General features: G+C 55.8%; 21 protein-coding genes and 2 pseudogenes. 17 read left to right on the plus strand and 6 right to left on the minus strand.

All coding sequences use genetic code 11. The features are described 5' to 3' along the window. Positions 1-8 precede the first annotated feature (8 nt). The gene (locus tag HA41_RS19590) at positions 9-1,070 is read right to left on the minus strand and encodes an ABC transporter substrate-binding protein (RefSeq protein WP_094122133.1); all 1,062 of its coding nucleotides are present in this window, start codon (positions 1,068-1,070) and stop codon (positions 9-11) included. Between the two features lie 215 nt (positions 1,071-1,285). On the opposite strand from HA41_RS19590, the gene HA41_RS19595 reads away from it, so the two are divergent. The 4 genes and pseudogenes from HA41_RS19595 to ubiA all read left to right on the plus strand — a co-directional run bounded on the left by HA41_RS19595 (position 1,286) and on the right by ubiA (position 3,969). Next, a complete protein-coding gene (locus tag HA41_RS19595) occupies positions 1,286-1,993 on the plus strand; it encodes a UTRA domain-containing protein (RefSeq protein ID WP_094122134.1) in 708 nt (235 codons plus the stop codon). 71 nt (positions 1,994-2,064) lie between these two features. Continuing rightward, the gene (gene psiE, locus HA41_RS19600; RefSeq protein ID WP_094122135.1) at positions 2,065-2,475 is read left to right on the plus strand and encodes a phosphate-starvation-inducible protein PsiE; all 411 of its coding nucleotides are present in this window, start codon (positions 2,065-2,067) and stop codon (positions 2,473-2,475) included. An 86-nt stretch (positions 2,476-2,561) separates the two neighbouring features. Further along, positions 2,562-3,074 (plus strand): chorismate lyase, encoded by a 513-nt coding sequence (gene ubiC / locus HA41_RS19605; protein WP_094122136.1) that lies wholly within the window; start codon positions 2,562-2,564, stop codon positions 3,072-3,074. 59 nt (positions 3,075-3,133) lie between these two features. Further along, positions 3,134-3,969 (plus strand): annotated as a pseudogene (gene ubiA, locus HA41_RS19610) (4-hydroxybenzoate octaprenyltransferase). A gap of 284 nt (positions 3,970-4,253) precedes the next feature. Here the strand turns inward: ubiA and plsB are convergent. Continuing rightward, a complete protein-coding gene (gene plsB, locus HA41_RS19615; RefSeq protein WP_094122137.1) occupies positions 4,254-6,677 on the minus strand; it encodes a glycerol-3-phosphate 1-O-acyltransferase PlsB in 2,424 nt (807 codons plus the stop codon). 128 nt (positions 6,678-6,805) lie between these two features. On the opposite strand from plsB, the gene HA41_RS19620 reads away from it, so the two are divergent. The 4 genes and pseudogenes from HA41_RS19620 to HA41_RS19635 all read left to right on the plus strand — a co-directional run bounded on the left by HA41_RS19620 (position 6,806) and on the right by HA41_RS19635 (position 9,704). Beyond that, positions 6,806-7,174, plus strand: coding sequence for a diacylglycerol kinase (locus HA41_RS19620; protein ID WP_094122138.1), 369 nt, complete (start codon positions 6,806-6,808; stop codon positions 7,172-7,174). A gap of 106 nt (positions 7,175-7,280) precedes the next feature. Continuing rightward, a complete protein-coding gene (lexA, locus tag HA41_RS19625; protein WP_094122139.1) occupies positions 7,281-7,895 on the plus strand; it encodes a transcriptional repressor LexA in 615 nt (204 codons plus the stop codon). Positions 7,896-7,996: 101 nt separating this feature from the next. Continuing rightward, positions 7,997-9,320, plus strand: a pseudogene (gene dinF, locus HA41_RS19630) (MATE family efflux transporter DinF). A gap of 171 nt (positions 9,321-9,491) precedes the next feature. Then, the gene (locus HA41_RS19635; protein ID WP_094122140.1) at positions 9,492-9,704 is read left to right on the plus strand and encodes a CsbD family protein; all 213 of its coding nucleotides are present in this window, start codon (positions 9,492-9,494) and stop codon (positions 9,702-9,704) included. A gap of 73 nt (positions 9,705-9,777) precedes the next feature. On the opposite strand, the gene zur is transcribed toward HA41_RS19635, so the two are convergent. Then, the gene (gene zur / locus HA41_RS19640) at positions 9,778-10,299 is read right to left on the minus strand and encodes a zinc uptake transcriptional repressor Zur (RefSeq protein WP_094122141.1); all 522 of its coding nucleotides are present in this window, start codon (positions 10,297-10,299) and stop codon (positions 9,778-9,780) included. A gap of 450 nt (positions 10,300-10,749) precedes the next feature. On the opposite strand from zur, the gene HA41_RS19645 reads away from it, so the two are divergent. The 3 genes from HA41_RS19645 (at position 10,750) to pspG (ending at position 13,542) form a co-directional block, all read left to right on the plus strand. Continuing rightward, positions 10,750-12,000, plus strand: coding sequence for a conjugal transfer protein TraF (locus HA41_RS19645; protein WP_094122142.1), 1,251 nt, complete (start codon positions 10,750-10,752; stop codon positions 11,998-12,000). A gap of 105 nt (positions 12,001-12,105) precedes the next feature. Beyond that, positions 12,106-13,098 (plus strand): tRNA dihydrouridine(20/20a) synthase DusA, encoded by a 993-nt coding sequence (dusA, locus tag HA41_RS19650; protein WP_094122143.1) that lies wholly within the window; start codon positions 12,106-12,108, stop codon positions 13,096-13,098. 177 nt (positions 13,099-13,275) lie between these two features. Then, on the plus strand, positions 13,276-13,542 hold the full coding sequence (gene pspG / locus HA41_RS19655) for an envelope stress response protein PspG (protein WP_094122144.1): 267 nt from the start codon (positions 13,276-13,278) through the stop codon (positions 13,540-13,542). A 206-nt stretch (positions 13,543-13,748) separates the two neighbouring features. On the opposite strand, the gene HA41_RS19660 is transcribed toward pspG, so the two are convergent. Continuing rightward, complete coding sequence (locus HA41_RS19660) at positions 13,749-14,732, minus strand: quinone oxidoreductase (RefSeq protein WP_094122145.1); 984 nt, start codon at positions 14,730-14,732, stop codon at positions 13,749-13,751. Between the two features lie 96 nt (positions 14,733-14,828). Between HA41_RS19660 and dnaB the strand changes: the two genes are divergently transcribed. From dnaB to HA41_RS19695, 6 genes are all read left to right on the plus strand, one after another. Then, positions 14,829-16,235 (plus strand): replicative DNA helicase, encoded by a 1,407-nt coding sequence (dnaB, locus tag HA41_RS19665; RefSeq protein ID WP_094122146.1) that lies wholly within the window; start codon positions 14,829-14,831, stop codon positions 16,233-16,235. A gap of 129 nt (positions 16,236-16,364) precedes the next feature. Next, a complete protein-coding gene (locus HA41_RS19670) occupies positions 16,365-16,844 on the plus strand; it encodes an Lrp/AsnC family transcriptional regulator (RefSeq protein WP_094122147.1) in 480 nt (159 codons plus the stop codon). A gap of 241 nt (positions 16,845-17,085) precedes the next feature. Then, positions 17,086-17,700: a YitT family protein gene (locus HA41_RS19675; RefSeq protein ID WP_094122148.1), complete on the plus strand. Its 615-nt coding sequence runs from the start codon at positions 17,086-17,088 to the stop codon at positions 17,698-17,700. A gap of 42 nt (positions 17,701-17,742) precedes the next feature. After that, on the plus strand, positions 17,743-18,936 hold the full coding sequence (locus tag HA41_RS19680; protein ID WP_143807393.1) for an amino acid aminotransferase: 1,194 nt from the start codon (positions 17,743-17,745) through the stop codon (positions 18,934-18,936). 501 nt (positions 18,937-19,437) lie between these two features. Then, positions 19,438-19,863 (plus strand): secondary thiamine-phosphate synthase enzyme YjbQ, encoded by a 426-nt coding sequence (locus HA41_RS19690; protein WP_094122150.1) that lies wholly within the window; start codon positions 19,438-19,440, stop codon positions 19,861-19,863. After that, positions 19,856-20,179 carry an MmcQ/YjbR family DNA-binding protein gene (locus HA41_RS19695; protein ID WP_094122151.1) on the plus strand — a complete coding sequence of 108 codons (324 nt, stop codon included), beginning with the start codon at positions 19,856-19,858 and terminating at the stop codon, positions 20,177-20,179. The genes HA41_RS19690 and HA41_RS19695 overlap by 8 nt, the downstream gene beginning before the upstream one ends. A 51-nt stretch (positions 20,180-20,230) precedes the next feature. Here the strand turns inward: HA41_RS19695 and HA41_RS19700 are convergent, their stop codons facing one another. Both HA41_RS19700 and uvrA read right to left on the minus strand, forming a co-directional pair. Further along, positions 20,231-21,295: an NAD(P)-dependent alcohol dehydrogenase gene (locus tag HA41_RS19700; RefSeq protein ID WP_094122152.1), complete on the minus strand. Its 1,065-nt coding sequence runs from the start codon at positions 21,293-21,295 to the stop codon at positions 20,231-20,233. 230 nt (positions 21,296-21,525) lie between these two features. Continuing rightward, positions 21,526-24,354: an excinuclease ABC subunit UvrA gene (gene uvrA, locus HA41_RS19705; protein ID WP_094122153.1), complete on the minus strand. Its 2,829-nt coding sequence runs from the start codon at positions 24,352-24,354 to the stop codon at positions 21,526-21,528. Between the last annotated feature and the right edge of the window lie 30 nt (positions 24,355-24,384).

The following is a 24,384-nucleotide window of genomic DNA, read 5'->3' on the forward strand; positions in this document are numbered from 1 at the left end:
GCCGCGCTTTACTGCTGCATATTGATAACGACGTTTTCCTGCCACAGACGCGGCAGCATTTTCGAGGATTTATCCCAGGCGGCCTGATCCTGAATTGGACGGGCATTTTTGTATTCAGACTGCGGCAGCAGACGGGCCTGAACGTCGGCTGGCAGCGTCAGATGTTCAGCACGAATCGGACGGGCGTAACCCTTCGCCAGATTGATCTGACCCTGGTCTGAGAAAATATATTCGCGCGCCAGTTTGGCGGCGTTAGGGTGTTTCGCATATTTGTTGATGATGGTGGTGTAGCCGGAGGTGACAGAGCCGTCTGACGGGATCACCACTTCGTAGCGATTTTTGTCGATCTGGTCGCGATAGTTGAGGCCGTTAAAGTCCCACACTACCGCCATCTGAACTTCACCTTTTTCGATGTTGGCAATCACCGGATCGGTGACGCCGAGACGACCCTGTTTAGCCAGGTCGGCAAAGAAGGCCAGCGCCGGTTTCAGGTTCTTCTCATCGCCGCCTAACGCGTAGTTTGCTGCCAGTACGCCATTCGCCGCCTGAGCAGCCACGCCCACGTCACCGATAGTAACCACATACTTACCTTTTTTCAGATCGGCCCAGCTGTGCGGGATATCTTTCACCTGCTGCTTGTCGATCAGGAAGGCGATGGTGCCGGTATAGGCCAGCGCCCAGTTCCCCTCTTTATCTTTGGCCCAGTCGGGGATCTGATCCCAGTGCGTGGGTTTATAAGGCTGAGCGACGCCTTTCGCCACCGCTACCGGACCGAATGCCGCGCCGACATCGCCGATATCGGCGCTGGCGTTCTCTTTCTCAGCATCAAATTTCGCCAGCTCCTGGGCCGATGACATATCGGTGTCGCTGTGTTTAAGGCCATATTTGCTGCTGATATCGTTCCAGGTATCTTTCCAGTTGGCCCAGCTGTCCGGCATGCCGACGCTGTTAATCTGACCTTCACTGCGTGCGGCTTTTTCCAGCGCGGCAAGGTCGTTATCGGCGGCCTGCGCAACGGGCAGGGCGAGCACTACAGCACTGGCTACTACAGAGGCGATAAACGCTTTCATCTCAGTTGCTCCGGGTGTAAGTTGATGGGCCTGACTGGACTAGTCCAGCAAGAACCGAGCCAATGTAGCCCCTGTATATGAACGATTTATGACAAAGCGATGCCGTGCGGGGATGACGGAAGGCAGACGCTCACCCTCCGCCAGTTGCTGGCAAGGGCTGAGACGCGTATCTGAACGGTCACAGTGCGGAATCGCACCAAAATGAGGCTACTGTTGTGGAGTCGATAGCACTCAAAACGGCGGACGTGATCGCCAGCGCCTTACTCAGCCGCATTCAGGCGGGTGAGTTCAGCGGCCGGCGGCTGCCTGCGGAACGCGCCCTGAGCGAGGCGTTCAGTACCACCCGCATTACCCTGCGTGAAGCCTTAGGCAAGCTGGAGGCGCAGGGCGTGATCTATCGTGAGCTGCGTCGTGGCTGGTTTATTGCGCCGCCACGGCTGATCTACAATCCGCTGCATCACAGCCATTTTCATGCCATGGCGAGCGAGCAGGGGCGCCAGGCGACCACCGAGGTGATTGCGGCTGAACAGGTCGGGGTGCAGGGCGCGATAGCGACAGCGCTGCTGCTGCCTCCCGGAACTCCGGTATACCGCATTCGCCGGTTGCGGCGCATTGACGGTCGCGCGGTGTTGTATGTGGAGCACTACCTTAACCCGCGTTTTTTCCCCGGCCTGCTCGATGAAGATCTCACCCGTTCACTGACCGATCTTTATGACCAGCGTTACGGCATTCGCTACGGCGGCGCGCGCTTTACCATTCTGCCCGGTCCTTTGCCAGAGGTGGCTGCGCCAGCGCTGAATGTCGCTCCTGGCAGTCCGGGTTTGCTGATTACCCGGATTAACCGCGATCGGCAAAAGCAGGTTATAGATTGCGACTGCGAATACTGGCGCTACGATGCGCTGTGTGTTGATGTCGAAGCATAAGCGCCATATTGTGATTCAGGTCACACTCACGCATGATAGCGACCGCTAATAACTCTCTTCTGAGGCGCTACATGAGTGACAAAAATCCGCTGGCCCGCCACCTTGCGACCGTGCTGCAATGGGTGCTGAATCTGGGCCTGCTTAGCCTGGCGATTATCCTGATCGTCTTTCTCGGCAAAGAAACCATTCACCTGGCGAACGTACTTTTCAGTACCGGTGAAGAGTCGTCTTCCTACCTGCTAATCGAGGGGATTGTAATCTATTTCCTCTATTTTGAATTTATTGCGTTGATTGTTAAGTATTTTCAGTCTGGCTACCACTTCCCGTTACGCTATTTTGTCTATATTGGTATCACCGCGATTATCCGTCTGATTATTGTCGATCATAAAAATCCCTTCGATACCCTCTGCTATTCCGCCGCAATCCTGATTCTGGTTGTGACGCTGTGGCTGGCAAACAGCAACCGCCTGAAACGCGAATAAACACGCTGCCGTCTGCAACGACGGCAGGTGTTCATCGCGCGACTCTGCGTTAAACTGACGCCCTGAAAATTATTGGGAGTGGTGCTATGTCGCAAGACGCGCTCAGCTTATTACGTACCCTCAACTGGCTTTCACCGACGCAGGCCACACTTACGCCGTCATTGCTTGACTGGCTGATGGAAGAAGATTCCATGACCCGCCGTTTCGAGCAGCATTGCCAGCAGGTGACGGTAGAGCCGATACGTGAAGGTTTTATTGACGCCAGCGAGTTAGACGATGAACGGGCCCTGTTACCGGACGATAAACGCTTCTGGCTGCGCGAAGTGCTGCTGTTCGGCGACGGCGTGCCCTGGCTGGCTGGCCGCACCCTGGTGCCGGAAAGCACCCTGAATGGCCCGGAAGCGATGCTGCAGCAACTGGGTACGCGCCCGCTGGGCCGTTATCTGTTCTCCTCTTCAACCCTGACCCGTGATTTTATCGAACCGGGCAACGTTAATGCACTGTGGGGACGCCGCTCGCGTCTGCGGCTCTCCGGCAAACCGCTGCTGCTGACGGAACTGTTTTTACCGGCTTCGCCGCTTTACCGCGACCTGGCCTGAGGAATTCTGTGGTGGAAAAGAGCTTACATATCAATAAATGGCAGGCCTACAGCCGCCTGATGCGCATTGATAAACCGATCGGTACCTTACTGCTGTTGTGGCCCACTCTGTGGGCGTTATGGCTGGCTGACATGGCGATCCCGCCGCTGCCGGTGCTACTGGTGTTTGTTGCCGGTGTTTTCGTCATGCGTGCAGCCGCTGCGTCATTAATGACTTCGCCGATCGTAAGGTGGATGGACACGTTGAGCGAACGAAACATCGGCCCTTAGCCAGTGGTGCGGTCACCAGCCGGGAAGCCAGACTGCTGTTCGCGGTGCTGGCACTGGTGGCGTTTGCGCTGGTGCTGACCATGAACCTGATGACGATATTGCTCTCAGTGGTGGGTCTGGCGCTCGCCTGGGTTTATCCGTTTATGAAGCGCTATACCCATCTGCCGCAGGTGGTGCTGGGTGCTGCATTTGGCTGGTCGATCCCCATGGCCTGGGCTGCAGTTAGTGAGTCCTTACCTCTTGTCTGCTGGCTGGTATTCTTCGCCAACATCTGCTGGACGGTGGCCTATGACACTCTCTATGCGATGGTGGATCGTGACGATGATCTGAAGATTGGCGTCAAATCGACCGCAATTCTGTTTGGTCGTTTCGACAAGTTGATCATTGGTCTGCTGCAGCTGGCGACGCTGCTGCTCATGGCGTGGGTCGGCATGCTGCTGCAACTCAACGCGGCCTTTTACTGGACGCTGATGCTGGCTGCTGCTCTGTTCGTTTATCAACAGAAGCTGATTGCCCGGCGCGAGCGCCCCGCCTGCTTTAAGGCTTTCCTGAACAACAATTATGTCGGGCTGGTACTGTTCCTGGGCGTACTGATGAATACGCCGCCGTTCAGCCAGCTGTTCTGATAGGGGATTCAGGCACAAAAAAGGCGATTCGGGAGGTCGCCAAACCCGATGCAGGATGAATCCGACAGCAATGGATAAGCTCAACGCGCAGGGAACACGGGCAGAAGAGGAAAGCGTCCTGCGGCAGGGACGGCGCGAGCCGGGCAGTCAGGGATGACGCTTTTGCGTCTTTCCGATCTGACCGTGTTCCCTGAGCAGGCACCGTCTCACAGCGAATCGGACCAGACCTGACCTATAAAAAAGGCGACCTCATGAGGTCGCCTTTTTACTGTACGCTTGTTGTGTCAGTCGTGTGCCACGGCGCTTTCAATGGTCATGCGGACGTCGCTGGTGACCAGGTCGGCCAGAATGTGCCAGGTTGCCAGCGTCTGCGCCACATCGGCATCGCCGCTGTCACTGATATATCCTTCATCACGCAGCGTCAGTACCAGCGAGGTAAAGACCGCTTTGTCGAAGAACTCCGGCGCGTTGATACCGTGCAGCACGGACAGACGTTGCGCCAGTGTGCGGCTCTCTTTTTCCAGCGTCCCGCGGTTAATCGCTGGTTTGGCGCTGAGAATTGAGAAGGTAATGGCATAACGCTGGAGCGTTTCACGCACCCCGGCAGCCAGCAGCTGCAGCGTACGGTAACGAGCCGCCGTAAAGCGCAGCTGGCCGTCATCCAGCGTAATCAGACCCTGACGCGCCAGTTCCTGACTGAGTTCAGTCAGCAGCTGCGGCAGCTCATCGGTCTGCCAGCGCAGGAACAGTTCGCTCTTCAGCATTGGGTAAATCAGGCTCACCTGGCGCAGCAGCTCGGCTTCGCTCAGTGTCTGGTGCTGTTGCACAATGGCGGCGATCAGCGACGGCATCACCAGCATGTGGTGAATGTTGTTGCGATAGTAGGTCATCAGCACGGCCTGCTCACGCGGCAGAATGATGATGTCGCCAATGCTGTCTTTCTCGCTTTCAAACTTATTCATGCCCATCGCGTGATCCAGCAGCGCCTCAGCGGAGAGGTCGGGGACGGTGGCATTGGCAGAGTAAGGCACATTACGCAGCAGCTGGGTATAGCATTCAAGCTGCTCAATCAGCTGTTCGCGGGTGAGTGAGCGCTGACGTGAGGCGAGCAGCGCGGTCACGCACAGGTTCATGGCGTTCGCCGCGCCCGCTTCATTGATGCGAACCATCAGGCTCGCTGCGATGTCATTGACGGTAGGCGTTAACCAGGTAGGGCGCTGCGGCTCAATGGGATCGATGGCGTCACGCCACTCCGGCACGCGCTTGTTAAGATAGTTAACCAGCGGCAGCGGTTCGCCAAAGTTAACGTAGCCCTGGCCGAGGTTGCGCAGCTTACGCAAGCCGTGCACCATCTGCATGAAGCCTTCTTTCTCTTTCGCCGCGCCGCGTAGCTCTTTGGCGTAAGTACCCACTTCCATCACGTGCTCGTAACCGATGTAAATCGGCACCAGGGTAATCGGACGATTACCGCCGCGCAGCATCGCTTGCAGGGTCATCGCTAAGGTCCCGGTTTTCGGATCGAGCAGGCGGCCGGTGCGTGAACGCCCGCCTTCAACAAAGTATTCCACCGAATAGCCGCGGGTGAACAACTCACCGAGATATTCACGGAACACCGTGGCATACAGCTTATTGCCTTTAAAGGTACGACGAATGAAGAACGCGCCCAGACGACGGAAAATAGGTCCGGCTGGCCAGAAGTTGAGGTTGATACCGGCGGCAATGTGCGGCGGCACCAGTCCCTGATGATAGAGCACGTAAGAGAGCAGCAGGTAATCCATGTGACTGCGATGGCACGGCACATAGACGATTTCATGTCCATCCTGCGCCAGCTGACGCACTTTTTCGCCGCCGTTAACGTTGATGCCCTGATAGAGACGGCTCCAGAGCCAGCCCATCACGCGATCCGTTACGCGGATCGCTTCATAGGAGAAGTTCGCCGCAATCTCTTCCATCATCTCAACCGCATTTTGCTGCGCTTTTTCATGGGAGATTTTTTTGCTGCGTGCTTCATCTTCGACCGCTTTTTCAATCGCTTTGGACTGCAACAGGCGATTAAACAGATCCTGACGTGCCGGTAAGCGTGGGCCCACTGCCGCCAGACGCTGACGGGCAAAGTGAATGCGCGCTACCCGGGCCAGTTTCTGGGCGATCGATTTGTCAGTGCCGTGTTCAGTCGCCATGCGGCGCAGCGATACGGTCGGTGAAAAACGGACAAAACTGTCGCGTCCGTGCCAGATCACCGCAAAGAACTTTTGCACACCGTTCAGTACCCGCAGGTGCGGTGCATCTTCGCCCTGAACCTCACGGCCTGGCGCACGACCAAACATCACCGTCACCGGCAGCATCTGGATATCCAGCTTGGGGTTGTTGCGATGCAGGTCGAGATAATCGTGAAAAATCTTCACCGATTCGACGCTGGGCACAAAATAGGGAAAGACGCGCGGGCCATCGTGGATAAAAACGTGGCGCGGCAGCAGCGAACCATCAATCTCCAGGGGAGAGAGCGGATCGGGCAGATGATGCCGCAGGCACTGCGCGCGTAAAGTCAGTAAGTCAGCCTTCGAATCGTAAGGCAGAACGTACATAATGGGCCGGGTCGGGTCCAGACCATGTTCAGAAACGGGATCGGCCGGAATGGCCTTACTCTTTACCAAAAACGACAGTGGTAAATTCAGTAATTTGTAATAAAGTTTACGCCAACCTGACATAGACAACATGAAGCCTCTTGTTAGCAAAGCGCCGCAAGCATACCAGAAAGCGCAGCGAAGATCTGTGGTGGTGCCAATTGCACGCAGCCCAGACATTGACGTCAATCCGTTGAAAGGGTTCCACCAATATGGCAAATAATGCCACCGGTCTCGTAAGAATTGTAAAAGCCGCAGGTTACTCATGGCAGGGCCTGCGTGCCGCCTGGCAGCATGAAGCGGCTTTCCGGCAGGAGGCGCTGGCCGCGCTGGTCGCCATTATTGTGGCCTGCTGGCTGGATGTCGATATCGTCTCGCGCATCCTGATGATCGGCGCAGTGGTGCTGGTGGTCATCGTTGAAATCCTCAATAGCGCCATCGAGGCGGTTGTGGATCGTATCGGTCAGGAGCGCCACCCGTTAGCGGGTCGGGCAAAAGATATGGGCTCGGCGGCGGTGCTGATCACTATTTTACTGGCACTGTTTGTCTGGATCGCGCTGCTCTGGGCGCATTTGCGATAACCCTTCCACAACGCGCCATCTGGCGCGTTTTTGCCTGAGAATCGGTTTCCATTTCGCCAATACCTGTATATACTCACAGCGACTGTATAAACAACCAGGGGGCGGGATGAAAGCATTAACCAGCAGGCAGCAGCAGGTCTATGACCTGATTCGCGACCATATTACTCAAACGGGCATGCCGCCTACGCGTGCAGAAATTGCCGCGCAGCTGGGTTTCCGCTCGCCGAATGCGGCAGAAGAGCATCTTAAAGCGCTGGCACGTAAAGGGGTGATTGAGATTGTCTCTGGCGCCTCGCGCGGTATTCGTCTGTTAATGGAAGAAGAGGCCTCTGAAGGTCTGCCGTTAATTGGCCGGGTTGCTGCCGGTGAGCCGATCATGGCGCAGGAACATATCGAAACCCATTACAAAGTCGATCCGGGCCTGTTCAAACCCTCTGCCGACTTCCTGCTGCGCGTCAGCGGAATGTCGATGAAAGATATCGGGATTATGGATGGCGACCTGCTCGCGGTACATAAAACCCAGGACGTGCGTAATGGCCAGGTTGTCGTGGCCCGCATTGATGATGAAGTGACGGTAAAACGCTGGAAAAAGCAGGGTGCTATTGTGCATCTCCTGCCGGAAAACAGCGACTTTGATCCGATCGTCGTCGATACACGTGCCCAGTCACTGACCGTTGAAGGTCTGGCGGTGGGTGTGGTTCGCAACGGCGAGTGGCTCTGAGTCTGACATAACCGCGCATTCGTAGCGTCTGATGCTATTCTGTCGGCCCTAATTTTGTCGCTGCAGCTCCCCTCTCTGCAGCGCTGAGCACGGAACTGCGAATGCGTTTTTTAACGGCTACCGACAAAAACCTCTGGCGGCTCGCGCTGCCGATGATCCTTTCTAACATCACCGTTCCCTTACTGGGTGTGGTCGATACCGCTGTCATTGGTCATCTCGACAGCCCGGTCTATCTCGGCGGGGTTGCGGTCGGCACGACAGTCACCAGTTTTCTCTTCATGCTGCTGCTGTTCCTGCGGATGAGTACCACCGGCCTGACGGCGCAGGCATTCGGCGCGGGCGATAAAACGGCGCTGGCACGTGCGCTGACCCAGCCTTTAATCATTGCGCTGCTGGCTGGCGTGCTGTTCATCTGCCTGCGTTCTCCCATTATCACCCTGGCAACTCCTCTGATTGGCGGCGATCCCAACGTTTTACAACAGGCGGCGCTGTTTATTCAGATTCGCTGGCTGAGTGCGCCTGCCACGCTGGCAAACCTGGTGATCCTTGGCTGGCTGCTCGGTGTGCAGTATGCGCGGGCGCCGGTCATCCTGCTGGTGGTGGGTAATCTGGTCAATATTGTGCTCGACCTCTGGCTGGTGATGGGGCTGCATTGGGGGCGTGGCGGGTGCGGCAACCGCGACCGCACTGGCAGAGTACATTACGCTGGCCGTCGGTGCGGTGATGGTCTGGCGGGTGTTGAAACTGCGCGGCATCACCACGGCAATACTGAAGCAGAGCTGGCGCGGTGATATTCAGCGCCTGCTGCGGCTTAATCGCGACATCATGCTGCGTTCGTTACTGCTGCAGCTCTGCTTTGCCTCACTGACGGTACTGGGCGCGCGCATCGGTCCGCAGGTGGTGGCAGTCAACGCGGTGCTGTTGATGTTTATCACCTTTACCGCCTACGCGCTTGACGGTTTCGCCTATGCAGTAGAAGCCTTTGCTGGCGAGGCACACGGCGCAAAAGATGGCAGCAAATTGCTGCGCGTCTGGCACGCCGCCTGTCGACAGGCGGTGGTGGTGGCGATCGGTTTTTCGCTGCTCTATGCGCTCTCCGGCCCGCACATCGTGGCGCTGCTGACCTCCCTTGAACCGCTGCAACAGGCTGCCGATCGCTATCTGATATGGCAGGTCATCCTGCCGCTGATTGGCGTCTGGTGTTATCTGCTCGATGGCATGTTTATCGGCGCGACCCGCGGCCGGGAGATGCGTAATAGCATGATGGTAGCGGCACTCGGCTACTTCCTGACGCTGCTCAGCGTCCCGATACTGGGCAACCACGGATTGTGGCTGGCGGTAACGGTTTTTCTGGCGCTGCGCGGACTGTCGCTGTGGCTGATCTGGCGTAAACACTGGCAGCAGAACAGCTGGTTCGACGCCTGATAGCGGGCTGCTCTAGCCGGTTCGCTACAGATTATTCTGTATTATTCCAGCAACTCTAAAATCTTCTACTACAATTAACCGTAAGCAGCGCGGTTAACCAGCGCTTTATATCGTCATTTTGTTTTCTTTCAAGATAAATGATGCAACCAAAGGATGACATAGAGGTCTGCCATGAATAAAGATCAAGCGAGCGGCAACTGGAAGCAGTTTAAAGGTAATGTGAAAGAGAAATGGGGCAAGCTGACCGACGATGACATGCAGGTTATTGAAGGCAAACGCGATCAGCTGGTCGGTAAAATTCAGGAACGTTATGGCTATGCAAAAGAAGATGCAGAGCGCGAAGTAACGGACTGGGAAGGCCAGAACAAAGATTACCGTTGGTAATCACGCAGATTTACGGATAAAGCTCCTACCCGCCGGTACGGCTCATACCGGCAACCGCACAAGGATGTGCACACTACCCGCGTTTTCCCCGCTTCTTACCCTCACTCTGATGATCGTGTTCGCAACTTTCATGATGCGTGCAGGCTTCTACTGCAACACAACTCTCACATAATCCATGCGCTTCAATCACGCTGTGACGCAGGGCAAATTGTGCCTCGCCAGCCAGCGTCGCGATGATCTTTTCGACGCCCTGCGCCTGCTTCTCAGTGACAGCGGCACAGCGGTCGCATACCAGCATTACCGACGTATGTGCCGGTGCCTCAAAATGATGACACATCACATAGCTATTATTGGACTCTACCCGGTGGATAAACCCCTGTTCCAGCAGGAAATCAAGCGCCCGATAAACGGTGGGCGGCTTGGCCTGCGGTTCGCTGACCCGGAGTTGATCCAGCAGATCATAGGCGCTAATTGAACCCGGCTGCTCAGCCATTAATCGCAACACTTCCGCCCGTTGCGACGTCAGACGCACACCGCGCTGCAGGCACAGTTTTTCCGCCTGGGTCATTATTTGCTGTGACGTCATGTTTGACATGAAAGTTCTCCGCTGGATAAGTGATGTTATTTTATCACACAAAATTTAGCCGCGCAGAGGTTGGTTTTCGGGCGGAAAAGCGGCTATTTTGCGGGCAAAAACAGCAGGAAAGAGCATGCCGGCATCGGGATTGCCTGTTATCGGCATAAAAACAGATCCACGTGACGGGGAGCCGGGATGCGCCGTTTAACACTTTTGCTTTGCATCTCACGGAGTTAAGACGTACTGTTCAGAAAGACTTAAGAAATGTCTGGTATTATTTTATTTTTTCCCGTGTATTTTGAATAAAAATTATAATTTTCTGATTGGAAAACATCCAATCCTTCGAATTAAGAGACTGTTTCCTTTGAATTCACAGCAATAACGCGTTAGCCAACGTTCACAATAGAGCTAACAAACTATTCAGTCGTTGAATGTTTCAACGGCACTTTCTCAGGTGATAGCAGGCAAATGGTGAAAAAATCCGCTCAACGCTCAGCGCTGGTGTACACCGCTGTATTGAATGCGCTTTTCCTTTCTTCTTCCGCCATGGCGGCAGGTACCTGGTATGATGCACGTAACGACGCTATGGGCGGTACCGGTGTCGCATCTTCTCTTTATGGCTCCGCCGTGCTGGCCAACCCGGCTTTAATGACGCGAGCAAAACCCGACGACAGCGTCAGTATTATTTTTCCTTCAGCCGGTATTCAGGTCACCGACAAAGATCATCTGATCGACAAAGTGGATGACATCACCGATACCGTCGATCGCTACCGCGATGTTATCGGTAATCTGACTTTTGCCGATTATCTGCGTGGCTATCCTGAAGTGCGCGCCGCCTCAGGCGATGTCGCCAACAAGTTAAACGATCTGCGCGGCAACAAAGCAGACGGCAGTGCCGGGGTGGCGCTGGCGGTGACTATTCCAAATGAGACGCTGCCTTTCGCCTTTATTACCAAAGCCTACGGCTCGGCACATGTGCGTGCCAACGTGGTCCAGAGCGATATCGATTATCTGCGCGGCGTGGCTGACGGGACGGTGCTCCCTCGTCCGGGCGACCAGAACAACCTGCGCTCCAGCGCCAACGGCTTAGCGGCGCTGGTGACCGATTACGGCGTTGCGCTGGCGCATGAATTCACCATTGCCGGTCAGCCGGTGTCAGTGGGCGTCACGCCGAAATTGCAAAAAACCTGGCTCTATAACTACACCGCCAGCATCTACAACTACGACAAAAGTGACATCAACAATAGCCAGTATCGCAGCACGGATACCGGCTTTAACGTCGATGCCGGTCTGGCCACCACCTTTGCTGAAAACTGGACGCTGGGTATTACCGGACAAAACCTGGTTTCCCGCGATCTGCAGACTAAAGAGGTCAACGGCTTCCGCGATACCTATCAGATCCGTCCGCTGGTCACCACCGGTCTGGCCTGGGATAAAGGGCCGTTTACCGTCACCGGTGATGTTGACCTGACCGAAACCAAACGGTTTAAAACCCAGGATAACAGCCAGTATGCAGCAGTGGGTGCGGAATATCGGGTACTCGACTGGTTACAGTTACGTGCGGGTTATCGTGCGGATATGCGTTCAAATGATGAGAACGTCGCGACCGCCGGTTTTGGCCTGTCACCGTTTAACAAGGCGGTACATCTGGATCTGGCTGGCTCGGTGGGCGCTAACAATACCTGGGGCGCGATGATGCAGCTCGGCTTCAATTTCTAACCTTCTTTTAGCCGCGGTTCGGGGCGGGCGATGCACTATCGCCCGCCCTTGTGTTATCCTTGCACAGAATTCCATCACTCTTAAATACCGGATTGCCTGCGCTTCATGGATACATTTTCTTCGCAACGTTTCTCGATTGCCCCGATGCTCGACTGGACCGATCGCCATTGCCGCTATTTTCATCGCCAGCTTACCGGCGATACGCTGCTCTATACCGAAATGGTCACTACCGGCGCGATCATTCATGGTAAAGGCGATTATCTGGCGTACAGCGAGGATGAACATCCGGTCGCTCTGCAACTGGGTGGCAGCGATCCCGCCGCGCTGGCGCACTGCGCGAAGCTGGCCGAGCAACGCGGCTATGATGAAGTGAACCTCAATGTCGGTTGTCCCTCTGACCGGGTGCAGAACGGCCGCTTCGGCGCCTGTCTGATGGCGGAAGCGGATCTGGTGGCTGACGCCATCAAGGCGATGCGCGACGTGGTATCGATTCCGGTGACGGTGAAAACGCGTATCGGGATTGACGAGCAGGACAGCTATCCGTTCCTGACCGATTTTGTCGGCACGGTGGCCGAGCGCGGCGGATGTGAGACGTTTATCATCCATGCCCGTAAAGCCTGGCTGTCGGGCCTGAGTCCGAAAGAGAACCGCGAAATTCCGCCGCTGGATTACCCTCGGGTCTATCAGTTGAAACGGGATTTCCCGCACCTGACGCTGGCGATTAACGGCGGCGTGAAAACGCTGGAAGAGGCGCAGACTCATCTGCAGCACCTTGATGGCGTGATGATGGGCCGCGAAGCCTATCAGAATCCGGGCATTCTGGCGCAGGTGGATCAGCAACTGTTTGGACGTCAGCATCCGGCGGCCGACCCGGTGGCGGTGGTTCGCGCCATGTATCCTTACATTGAAGCGGAACTGGCAAAGGGCACTTACCTGGGACATGTGACGCGTCATATGCTCGGTCTGTTCCAGGGAATCCCTGGCGCCCGACAATGGCGACGCTACCTCAGTGAAAATGCCCATAAACCGGGCGCAGACGTGCGCGTGCTGGAAGCTGCGCTGGCGCTGGTCGCGGATAAAATTCCGCAAGAAGCCTGATCGAGCTAAAGAAAAGAGACCAGCCCGCAATGGCTGGTTTTTTTTTACGCCACAAGTTGGTTTTTTTGACGAATAATAAGTTTGTTATCTGTGCTGTAGCCGCGTAAAACAATCACTTACAGGTTGGCACGTTTCTTGTAAAGATCGTCACAACGAGTCTCAATAAGGAGCGCTAACGTGGAAATTTTGTTTGTATTGGGTTTTTTCCTGATGCTGTTAGTAACGGGAGTGTCACTGCTCGGCGTGCTGGCTGCGCTGGTGGTCGCCACCCTGGTGATGTTCGTTGGCGGGCTGTTTGCAATTGTTATCAAAGTGTTGCCATGGCTGGTGCTGGCGGTGGTCGCAGTCTGGCTGCATCGCGCTTTTTTCGGCGATCGCAATACACGCGAATGGCGTAAACTAAAGCGTAAGATCAATAAGTTAGATAAAAAAGGCTGGCGATAAATGCGGGGATGATCACAGAGTGAAGCTTTGCTCAGACCTTATCTGCAATTAAACATATTTTTTACTTATGTTTTCTGGCAGGATAGTCGCCGTTGAGTCGAAACGCATTCATCGCCGCTGTCCCTACACCAGCGCGAACGAAAATAAAAAAATAGAGAAGGGCTTCCTGCGGGAAGCCCTTTTTGTTTATTACGATTTGCTGCCTGTCAGGGGATCAGCAGGCTCGATCCCTGGGTGGCACGACTTTCCAGCATCTGATGCGCTTTACCCGCCTCCTTCAACGCAAACTTCTGCTGTTCTGGCACCTCTACCTTGATGGCGCCGCTGGCCAGCAGTGAAAAAAGCTCGGCACTGGCGGTTTCCAGCTCCTGACGATTCGTGATGTAACCGAACAATGAAGGGCGGGTTACAAACAGCGAGCCTTTCTTATTCAGTATGCCCAAATCGACGCCGGTCACCGGGCCGGAAGCGTTGCCAAAACTGACCATCAGACCGTGGCGGCGCAGTGAGTCCAGCGATGCTTCCCAGGTATCTTTCCCGACCGAGTCATAGACTACGCCGACTTTTTTCCCCTGAGTGAGTTCACTGACGCGCTGGGCAATATTCTCTTCGCGATAGTTAATGGTGGCCCAGGCCCCGGCATTTTTGGCCAGCGCCGCCTTTTCTGCCGAGCCCACGGTACCAATCAGGTGCGCACCCAACGCTTTGGCCCACTGGCAGGCGATCAGGCCGACACCGCCCGCGGCGGCGTGAAACAGAAAGGTTTCGTCCGCTTTGACTTTATAGGTCTGGCGTAGCAGATACTGGGTGGTCAGCCCTTTAAGGAAACTGGCCGCGCCCTGCTCAAAGCTGATCGCGTCCGGCAGATGCATCAGGCGATCTTCTGCCACGTTATGCTCTTCACTGTAGGCGCCAGGGGCGGCCTGGCAATAGACGACCCGATCGCCCGGTTTAAACAGGGTGACGTCATGGCCTACCCGCGTCACCACACCAGCCGCTTCGGTGCCGAGACCCGAGGGGAAATCGCCGACCGGATAGAGCCCGCTGCGCAGATAAATATCGATGTAGTTAATGCCGATGGCGCGATTTTCTACCTGAACTTCATTTCCGGCAGGGTCGGCAAGTTCAAAATCAGCCCACTGCAGAACTTCCGGACCGCCGTGCGCGTTGAACTGAATACGCTTTGCCATGCTTACTCCTGTGATTGTTTCATCATGAGGGTGAGGCGCGCACCCCAACTGAGGTATACTTGCGCGTCCCCACAGAAGATCGGTAATGCATTCACTATGGCAGGAAATAAACCCACCAACAAATCGAACGAAACGCAGGATCGCCAGCTGGAAGGCGTGAAAATGCCCCCGCATTCGCTGGAAGCGGAGCAATCGGTGCTCGGTGGGTTAATGCTGGATAATGAGCGCTGGGACAACGTCTCCGAGCGTGTGGTTGCTGGTGATTTCTTCAACCGCTCGCACCGGCTGATTTTTTCCGAGATGCAGCGGCTGCTGGAAAACAGCAAGCCAATCGACCTAATCACGCTTTCTGAGTCGCTGGAAACCCGCGGCGAGCTGGAGATGGCTGGCGGCTTTGCCTACCTTGCTGAGCTGGCGAAAAACACCCCCAGCGCAGCGAACATCGGCGCCTATGCCGACATCGTGCGTGAACGTGCAGTAGTACGTGAGATGATTTCGGTCGCCAACCAGATTGCTGATGCGGGTTACGATCCGCAGGGCCGCAACAGTGAAGAGCTGCTGGATTTCGCCGAATCGAACGTATTTAAAATTGCCGAAGCGCGCGCCAATAAGGATGTCGGCCCGAAAAACATCGAGCAGATCCTTGAGGCGACTGTTTCACGTATCGAATCGCTTTATCAGACGCCGCACGATGGCGTCACCGGCGTCGATACCGGTTATCAGGATCTGAACAAGAAAACCGCCGGTCTGCAGCGCTCGGATCTGATTATCGTCGCGGCGCGTCCCTCAATGGGTAAAACCACCTTCGCGATGAACCTGTGCGAAAACGCCGCCATGCTGCAGGATAAACCGGTGCTGATATTCAGCCTCGAAATGCCCAGCGAGCAGATCATGATGCGTATGCTGGCCTCATTGTCGCGGGTGGATCAGACCCGTATTCGTACCGGCCAGCTGGATGATGAGGACTGGGCGCGTATCTCCGGTACCATGGGTATCCTGCTGGAGAAGAAGAACATGTTCATCGATGACTCTTCGGGTCTGACGCCGACCGAAGTGCGCTCGCGTGCCCGCCGCATCTACCGTGAAAACGGGGGATTAAGCATGATCATGATCGACTACCTGCAGCTGATGCGTGTGCCTTCCTTATCGGACAACCGTACGCTGGAGATCGCCGAGATCTCGCGCTCGCTGAAAGCCCTGGCCAAAGAGCTGAATGTGCCGGTCGTCGCGCTGTCGCAGCTGAACCGCTCGCTGGAGCAGCGTGCTGATAAGCGACCGGTCAACTCGGATCTGCGTGAATCCGGCTCGATCGAGCAGGATGCGGACCTGATCATGTTTATCTATCGCGATGAGGTCTATCACGAAAACAGCGATCTTAAAGGGATCGCCGAGATCATCCTCGGTAAACAGCGTAACGGCCCCATCGGCACGGTGCGCCTGACCTTTAACGGACAGTGGTCGCGTTTCGATAACTACGCTGGTCCGCAATACGACGACGAATAGTCTCATCTTTGTGCTGTCATGCACGATCTGTGCATGACAGCCCCCATCATCAGAAAATAGTGTTGGACAACCCCGCCGATTATCGGGTTATCTGTAACAAAGCGATGCCAATAACGCTGTGGAAACGGAATGACTCACGTAGACGATTACGATCTTAAACTCCTGACTTTATTACAATCCAACGGCCGCCTGACCAATCAGGAGTTGAGTGATTTGGTCGGCCTGTCGGCGTCGCAATGCTCACGCCGCCGGATCAATCTCGAACAGGCCAATCTGATTCTTGGCTATCACGCCCGGCTGTCGCCGGATGCGATTGGACTGGGAATGGTCGGGTTAATTGAGGTGCGGCTGATAAATCACACTGCCGAATATGTCGACAGTTTTCATCGGATGGTGGAGCAGGAAGAGGCGATTGTTGATGCCTACAAAACCACCGGCGATGCCGATTATTTGTTGAAAGTGGCGGTGGCCGATCTCAATTCACTCAGCGCGTTGATCAGCCAGCTGGTGGCGGGTCATCAAAGTGTGTCCCACGTTAAAACTTCGGTGGTGCTGGGACGACTGAAAGAAAACGGGCTGATGATGATTTCTGAGCACAAGGCGCGCTAAAAAGGTGCGTACTGTGCTGTTTTGGTGCAAAATTGCGGCTAATAATGCAAAGAACGCGCACCAGAACAGATATTTGTGCATGAGTTGATGGTTTATCCGTTAACTTTTGCATCAAACCCTGCAATAAAGCGCCTTAGATATCAATGGGATAATCGCTGGCACCCTGCCGGTGGCCGCTTCATGCCACCGGTATGGTGCGTTTTTTGCATCTGAACCGCATCATTTGCATTGAGATAACCCTATGGATAACGTTGCAGAACCTTCCCGCATTCCCCACTCACGTATTGAAGATGCGCTGGCGATTGTGCTTGGCACACTGATGGTCTCGTTCGGCGTTATTATGCTGAAACAGGCAGGCGCGCTGACCGGCAGTACCGCAGGCATCGCGTTCCTGATCAGCTATTTGTCGCCGCTATCTTTCGGCAGTGCCTTCTTTCTGATCAATATTCCGTTCTACTGGCTGGCGGTAAAACGCATGGGCTGGGAATTTACTCTGAAAACCTTCTGCGCCGTCGGGCTGGTATCACTGTTTACCCACCTGCATCCGCTGTTCGTTCATTTTTCCGCCCTCGATCCGTTTTATGCGACATTGTTCGGTAACGTCATCATGGGGATCGGGTTTATAGTGTTGTTTCGTCACAAAGCCAGCCTGGGCGGCATCAATATTCTGGCGCTGTGGCTACAGGATCGCTTTGGTATTCGCGCCGGCAAGCTGCAAATGGCGGTGGATACCTGCGTAGTGCTGGCGTCACTGTTTGTGGTGAGCGTGCCGATTCTGCTCGCCTCGATTGGCGGTGCGATTATCCTGAACCTGATTATCGCGATGAACCACCGTCCAGGACGCTATCTGGTTTAATGACACACTGTTACCCGAAGACCACTCATGGAGACCTACACCGTGTTTCAAAACGTTGATGCCTATGCTGGCGATCCGATTCTGTCGTTGATGGAAGCCTTTAAACAGGACCCACGCGAACACAAAGTGAACCTTAGTATCGGGCTCTATTACGACGAACAGAACATCATCCCACAGCTGAAGGCTGTAGCGGCTGCCGAAGAGCAACTCTATGCTGAGCCGCATCAGGCATCGCTCTATCTGCCTATGGAAGGGCTGAACAACTACCGCAGCGCGATTGCGCCGTTACTGTTTGGTGCCGACCATCCGATGCTGCAGGCGGGCCGGATCGCCTCTATTCAGACGCTGGGCGGCTCTGGCGCGCTGAAAGTCGGTGCAGATTTCCTGAAGCGCTATTTCCCGCAGTCTGCGGTCTGGGTCAGCGATCCGACCTGGGAAAACCACATCGCGATTTTTAATGGTGCCGGTTTCGAGGTAAATAGCTATCCGTGGTATGACGCGGAGACCCACGGCGTGCGGTTTGACGCCTTCATCAGCGCGCTGAAAGCGTTGCCCGCGCAGAGCATCGTCTTGCTGCATCCGTGCTGCCATAACCCGACCGGTGCCGATCTGACTGATGCGCAGTGGGATCAGACCGTTGAGGTACTGAAGGCACAGCAGCTGATTCCGTTCCTCGACATCGCCTATCAGGGCTTCGGTGCGGGTATGGAACAGGATGCGTATGCCCTGCGCGCGGTAGCGGCAGCGGGACTGCCTGCGCTGGTCAGCAACTCCTTCTCCAAAATCTTCTCCCTCTACGGCGAACGCGTTGGTGGACTGTCGATCGTCTGCGACAGCGCCGAAGAGTCGGCTCGGGTGCTGGGCCAGCTGAAAGCTACCGTACGCCGCAACTACTCCAGCCCACCAAATTTCGGTGCGCAGGTGGTGGCGCGGGTGCTGAACGATGATGCCCTGAAAGCGAACTGGCTGGCGGAAGTGGAAGCGATGCGCCTGCGCATTCTGGCCATGCGTCAGTCGCTGGTGGATGTGCTGAGCACCGCACTGCCGGGTAAAAACTTTGACTACCTGCTGAAACAGCGCGGCATGTTCAGCTATACCGGCCTGAGCGCGCAGCAGGTTGATCGCCTGCGCAATGAGTTCGGCATCTATCTGGTCGGCAGCGGCCGGATGTGTGTTGCCGGCCTGAACAGCAGGAATGTGCATCAGGTGGCGGAAGCCTTTGCCGCGGTGATGTAACGGCCGCTCTGTTCTGCAAAAAACCGCCGACCCTGTCCGTAATGCTGGTCAGTGAAGGTTAGATTTGCAAAGGCTGCCACGGTCAAGCGTGGCAGCTTTTTTTTGGGCGAGCGGGCCGCAGTGCGGGCCTGAGCGGCTCTGCTCTCGTGCCCTTTAAATTGCACGCACTGAAGTTTCAGAGCAGGCTGGGGCCGATCAGGGGCGGCAATCCGCAGCGCTGAACAGAATGAGTCTGCCAGGAGAGCCCGCAGGACGCGGGCGAAAGGCGGGGCGGCACAGGATGTGCCATCCCCGCCGGTCCGTCAGGCAGAGGAATGAAGTGAAGGAACCGCGCAGCGGCGCGAGGACCGCCAGCCCCGGAGCGGCACCAGACTGCATTACCACCTGTCGCTCAACTGACGATCACTACCACTCTTTCCGACGGTTTTTTATTTGTCCTCAGGGTTTACCTTTTGCCGACATGCTGCACACTTAAACGGGGTCATCGTTTCAGGAAAAATTATGTGGCATCAACAAATTCTGACGCTTAGCGCGAAACCACGCGGATTTCATCTGGTCACCGATGAGATCGTCGATGCGCTTTCCGCACTGCGTAACATCAACACTGGCCTGTTGCATCTGCTGTTGCAGCACACCTCGGCTTCGTTAACCTTAAACGAGAATTGCGACCCGACGGTGCGCAGCGATATGGAGCAGCACTTCATGCGGCACGTTCCGGAAGATGCGCCTTATCAGCACGACTACGAAGGGCGTGACGATATGCCCGCGCACATTAAATCGTCGACCTTAGGGGTATCATTACTGTTACCGGTTCAGCGCGGACGTCTGGTGCTCGGCACCTGGCAGGGGATCTGGCTGGGCGAACACCGCATTGATGGCGGTGCGCGGCGGATTGTCGCCACTTTACAAGGGGAATCTAATGACTAATTCAGACTTACTGACCTACTGCATGAGCAAGCCGGGCGCGGAACAGAGCGTCCACAGTGACTGGAAAGCGACCCAGATTAAAAGCAACGGCGTGTTGTTTGCGATGGTGCATGAGGTAAAAGGCCGGCCCGCGGTCTCGCTGAAATCGACGCCAGCGCTGGCGGAACTGCTGCGCGAAGAACATAACGATATTTTTCCCAGCGAACATCTTAACAAATCACACTGGAGCACCCTGTTTCTGGATGGCTCGCTAAAAGATTCGCAGATCTATTATCTGGTTGATGCCTCATTTGATCAGGTTGCCACCGCCAAATAAGCGGTAATAAAAACCCTCTTCCGGCAGGAAGAGGGCGAGCGGGAATCGCGTTTACGCGGCAGACTGATTACGTAACGTGTTGATATCGATTACGAAGCGATATTTCACATCACTCTTCAGCATACGCTCGTAGGCTTCATTGATCTGATCCATCGCGATCAGTTCAATGTCCGAGGTGATGCCGTGCTGACCACAGAAATCGAGCATCTCCTGCGTTTCCGCGATGCCGCCAATCAGTGAACCGGCAATGCTGCGACGCTTAAAGATCAGGTTAAACACCTGCGGTGCCGGGTGATCATGTTCCGGTGCGCCGACCAGCGTCATGTTGCCATCGCGCTTCAGCAGGGTGATGAACGGGTTAAGATCGTGCTGCGCCGCCACGGTATTCAGAATGAAGTCGAAGCTGTTGGTGTGCTGTGCCATCTGCTCCGGATCTTTCGAAATCACCACTTCATCGGCACCCAGACGTTTACCGTCCTCAATTTTAGATGGCGAGGTGGTGAACAGCACCACATGCGCGCCCATCGCATGGGCAATTTTAACGCCCATATGGCCGAGACCGCCCAGCCCTACGATACCCACTTTTTTGCCGGGACCGACATTCCAGTGACGCAGTGGAGAGTAAGTGGTGATACCGGCACACAGCAGCGGGGCAACGCCAGCCAGCTCCAGATTTTCAGGAATGCGCAGCACAAAGCTCTCATCGACGACCATCGCGGTTGAGTAGCCGCCGTAGGTAATCGCGCCGGTTTCGCGATCTTCGCCGTTATAAGTGCCGACAAAGCCGTTTTCGCAATACTGCTCTAAACCTTCCTGACAGCTGGGACAGCTGCGGCAGGAGTCAACCATGCAGCCTACGCCGACCAGATCGCCGACTTTGTATTTCTGGGTCTGCGGACCCACGGCGGTGACGCGACCGACGATTTCATGGCCAGGCACAACCGGGAAAATGGTGTTCTTCCACTCATTACGTGCCTGATGCAGGTCTGAGTGGCAGACGCCACAGAACAGGACCTCAAGCTGTACGTCATGAGCGCGAAGCTCACGCGGCTGATAATCGAACGGTGCCAGTTTGGATTTTGCATCCTGAGCAGCATACGCATGCGTAATATTCATGGTGTCTCCAGTTTCGATGTGTCGTGAGTGTTTTTCGTTGAAGCGCGGCAGCGAACGGCTGCGGCGAAAACAGGGCGACGCGCAGGGCGTGCCAGAGAGGAACCGATTAAGGATAGTCAGCGTAGCGGAAAGCGTATATGCCTATAGATGTCTGAATCTTGCCTGATCCTGCATTTCTCTGGCTGAATGAGCAGCAGAAAAAAAAGGCCCGCACGCGGCGGGCCTGAGGATTACTTGTTCAGCAACGGTTTGAGGAAGCGAGCCGTGTGTGATTGTTCACACTCCGCCACCGTTTCTGGTGTGCCGGCAACCAGTATCTCGCCGCCACCGCTGCCGCCTTCCGGACCGAGATCGACAATCCAGTCGGCGGTCTTGATCACGTCAAGGTTGTGCTCAATCACCACGATGGTATTGCCCTGGTCGCGCAGCTGATGCAGCACTTCCAGCAGCTGCTGGATATCGGCAAAGTGCAGACCGGTGGTCGGCTCATCCAGGATATAGAGCGTCTGACCAGTACCGCGCTTCGACAGCTCACGCGCCAGCTTAACGCGCTGTGCTTCACCGCCGGAAAGGGTGGTTGCTGACTGGCCGAGGCGAATGTAAGAGAGGCCGACATCGATCAGTGTCTGCAACTTACGCGCCAGCGCCGGTACCACATCAAAGAACTCACGCGCTTCTTCAATGGTCATCTCCAGCACTTCGTGGATGCTCTTGCCTTTGTACTTTACTTCCAGCGTTTCGCGGTTATAGCGTTTGCCTTTGCACTGATCGCACGGCACATAAATGTCCGGCAAAAAGTGCATTTCGACTTTCAGCACGCCATCGCCCTGACAGGCTTCACAGCGTCCGCCGCGCACGTTAAAACTGAAACGGCCCGGATTGTAGCCGCGCGAACGCGCTTCCGGCACGCCGGCAAACAGTTCACGCACCGGGGTGAAAATGCCGGTGTAGGTGGCCGGGTTGGATCGCGGTGTACGGCCAATCGGGCTCTGGTCGATGTCGATCACCTTATCGAAATGCTCCAGGCCGGTCACTTCGCGATAGGCTGCTGGCTCCGCGATAGTCGCGCCGTTCAGGGCACGCTGGGCAATCGGGAACAGGGTATCGTTGATCAGCGTCGATTTACCTGAACCTGACACGCCGGTGATGCAGGTAAACAGACCCACCGGCAGTGTCAGCGTCACATCCTTGAGGTTGTTACCGCGGGCGCCGGTCACCTTCAGCACTTTGGCCGGATCGCCTTTGACCCGCTGCGGCGGTACGGCGATCTCACGCTTGCCGCTGAGGAACTGACCGGTCAGCGACGCTTCCTGCGCCATGATCTCATCCACGGTGCCTTCTGCGACCACCTGGCCGCCATGCACGCCGGCACCAGGGCCGATATCGATCACATGGTCAGCCGCGCGAATCGCATCTTCATCATGCTCAACCACGATCACCGTGTTACCGAGATCGCGCAGGTGAATCAGTGTACCGAGCAACCGCTCGTTATCACGCTGGTGCAGGCCGATAGAGGGCTCATCCAGCACGTACATAACGCCCACCAGACCGGCACCGATCTGGCTGGCCAGACGGATACGCTGCGCTTCACCACCGGAAAGGGTTTCCGCAGAACGTGACATCGACAGGTAGTTCAGGCCAACATTCACCAGGAAGCTCAGACGATCGCTGATCTCTTTCAGCACTTTTTCGGCAATTTGTGCTCGCTGACCACTGAGTTTCAGGTTTTCAAAGAACGACATCGCGTGGCCGATACTCATCTCAGAGATGGTCGGCAGCGTGGTGTTTTCCACGAAGACGTGGCGCGCTTCACGGCGCAGACGTGTTCCTTCGCAGGTGGCACAGGCGCGGTTGCTGATAAATTTCGCCAGCTCTTCGCGCACCGCTGATGACTCGGTCTCTTTGTAACGGCGTTCCATGTTGTTCAGTACGCCTTCAAACGGATGGCGACGCACAGAGGTATCACCGCGATCGTTGATGTACTTAAACTCAATGCTCTCTTTACCTGAACCGTAAAGAATCACTTTCTGAACATTATCTGGCAGGCTGCCGAACGAAGCTTCGATATCAAAATCGAGATGTTCCGCCAGCGAGCGCAGCATCTGGAAATAGTAGAAGTTGCGGCGATCCCAGCCGCGAATCGCGCCGCCCGCCAGCGAGAGTTCGGGATTCTGCACCACGCGGTCCGGGTCAAAATATTGCTGCACGCCCAGTCCGTCACAGGTCGGGCAGGCGCCCGCCGGGTTGTTAAACGAGAACAGGCGCGGTTCCAGTTCACTCATGCTGTAGCCACAAATCGGGCAGGCAAAGTTGGCGGAGAACAGCAACTCTTCGGCCGCGCTATCATCCATATCCGCCACGATCGCCGTGCCGCCGGAGAGATCCAGTGTGGTTTCAAACGACTCGGCCAGACGGGTGGCCAGATCGGCGCGCACCTTAAAGCGATCGATGACCACCTCAATGGTGTGCTTCTTCTGCAGCTCAAGCTTCGGCGGATCGGAGAGATCGCACACTTCCCCGTCGATACGCGCCCGGATGTAGCCCTGCGACGCCAGATTCTCCAGCGTTTTGGTGTGCTCGCCTTTACGGTCTTTCACCACCGGTGCCAGCAGCATTAAGCGGCGGCCTTCCGGCTGGGAGAGCACCTGATCGACCATCTGGCTGACGGTCTGCGCCGCCAGCGGCACATCGTGGTCCGGGCAGCGTGGCTCACCGACGCGGGCAAACAGCAGGCGCAGATAGTCGTGGATCTCGGTGATGGTTCCCACCGTTGATCGCGGGTTATGTGAGGTTGATTTCTGCTCAATGGAGATGGCGGGCGACAAACCTTCGATATGATCGACGTCCGGTTTCTCCATTAGCGAAAGAAACTGGCGCGCATACGCAGAGAGCGACTCCACATAGCGGCGCTGACCTTCCGCATACAGCGTATCAAACGCCAGTGAGGATTTACCGGAGCCAGAGAGGCCGGTAACCACAATGAGTTTGTCGCGTGGGATGGTCAGGTTGATGTTTTTCAAATTATGGGTGCGGGCACCACGAACTTCGATCTTATCCATTCACCTTTCCCGGATTAGCAGCACTCACCG

Source organism: Pantoea conspicua, assembly GCF_002095315.1.
Classification (GTDB): Bacteria; Pseudomonadota; Gammaproteobacteria; order Enterobacterales; family Enterobacteriaceae; genus Pantoea; species Pantoea conspicua.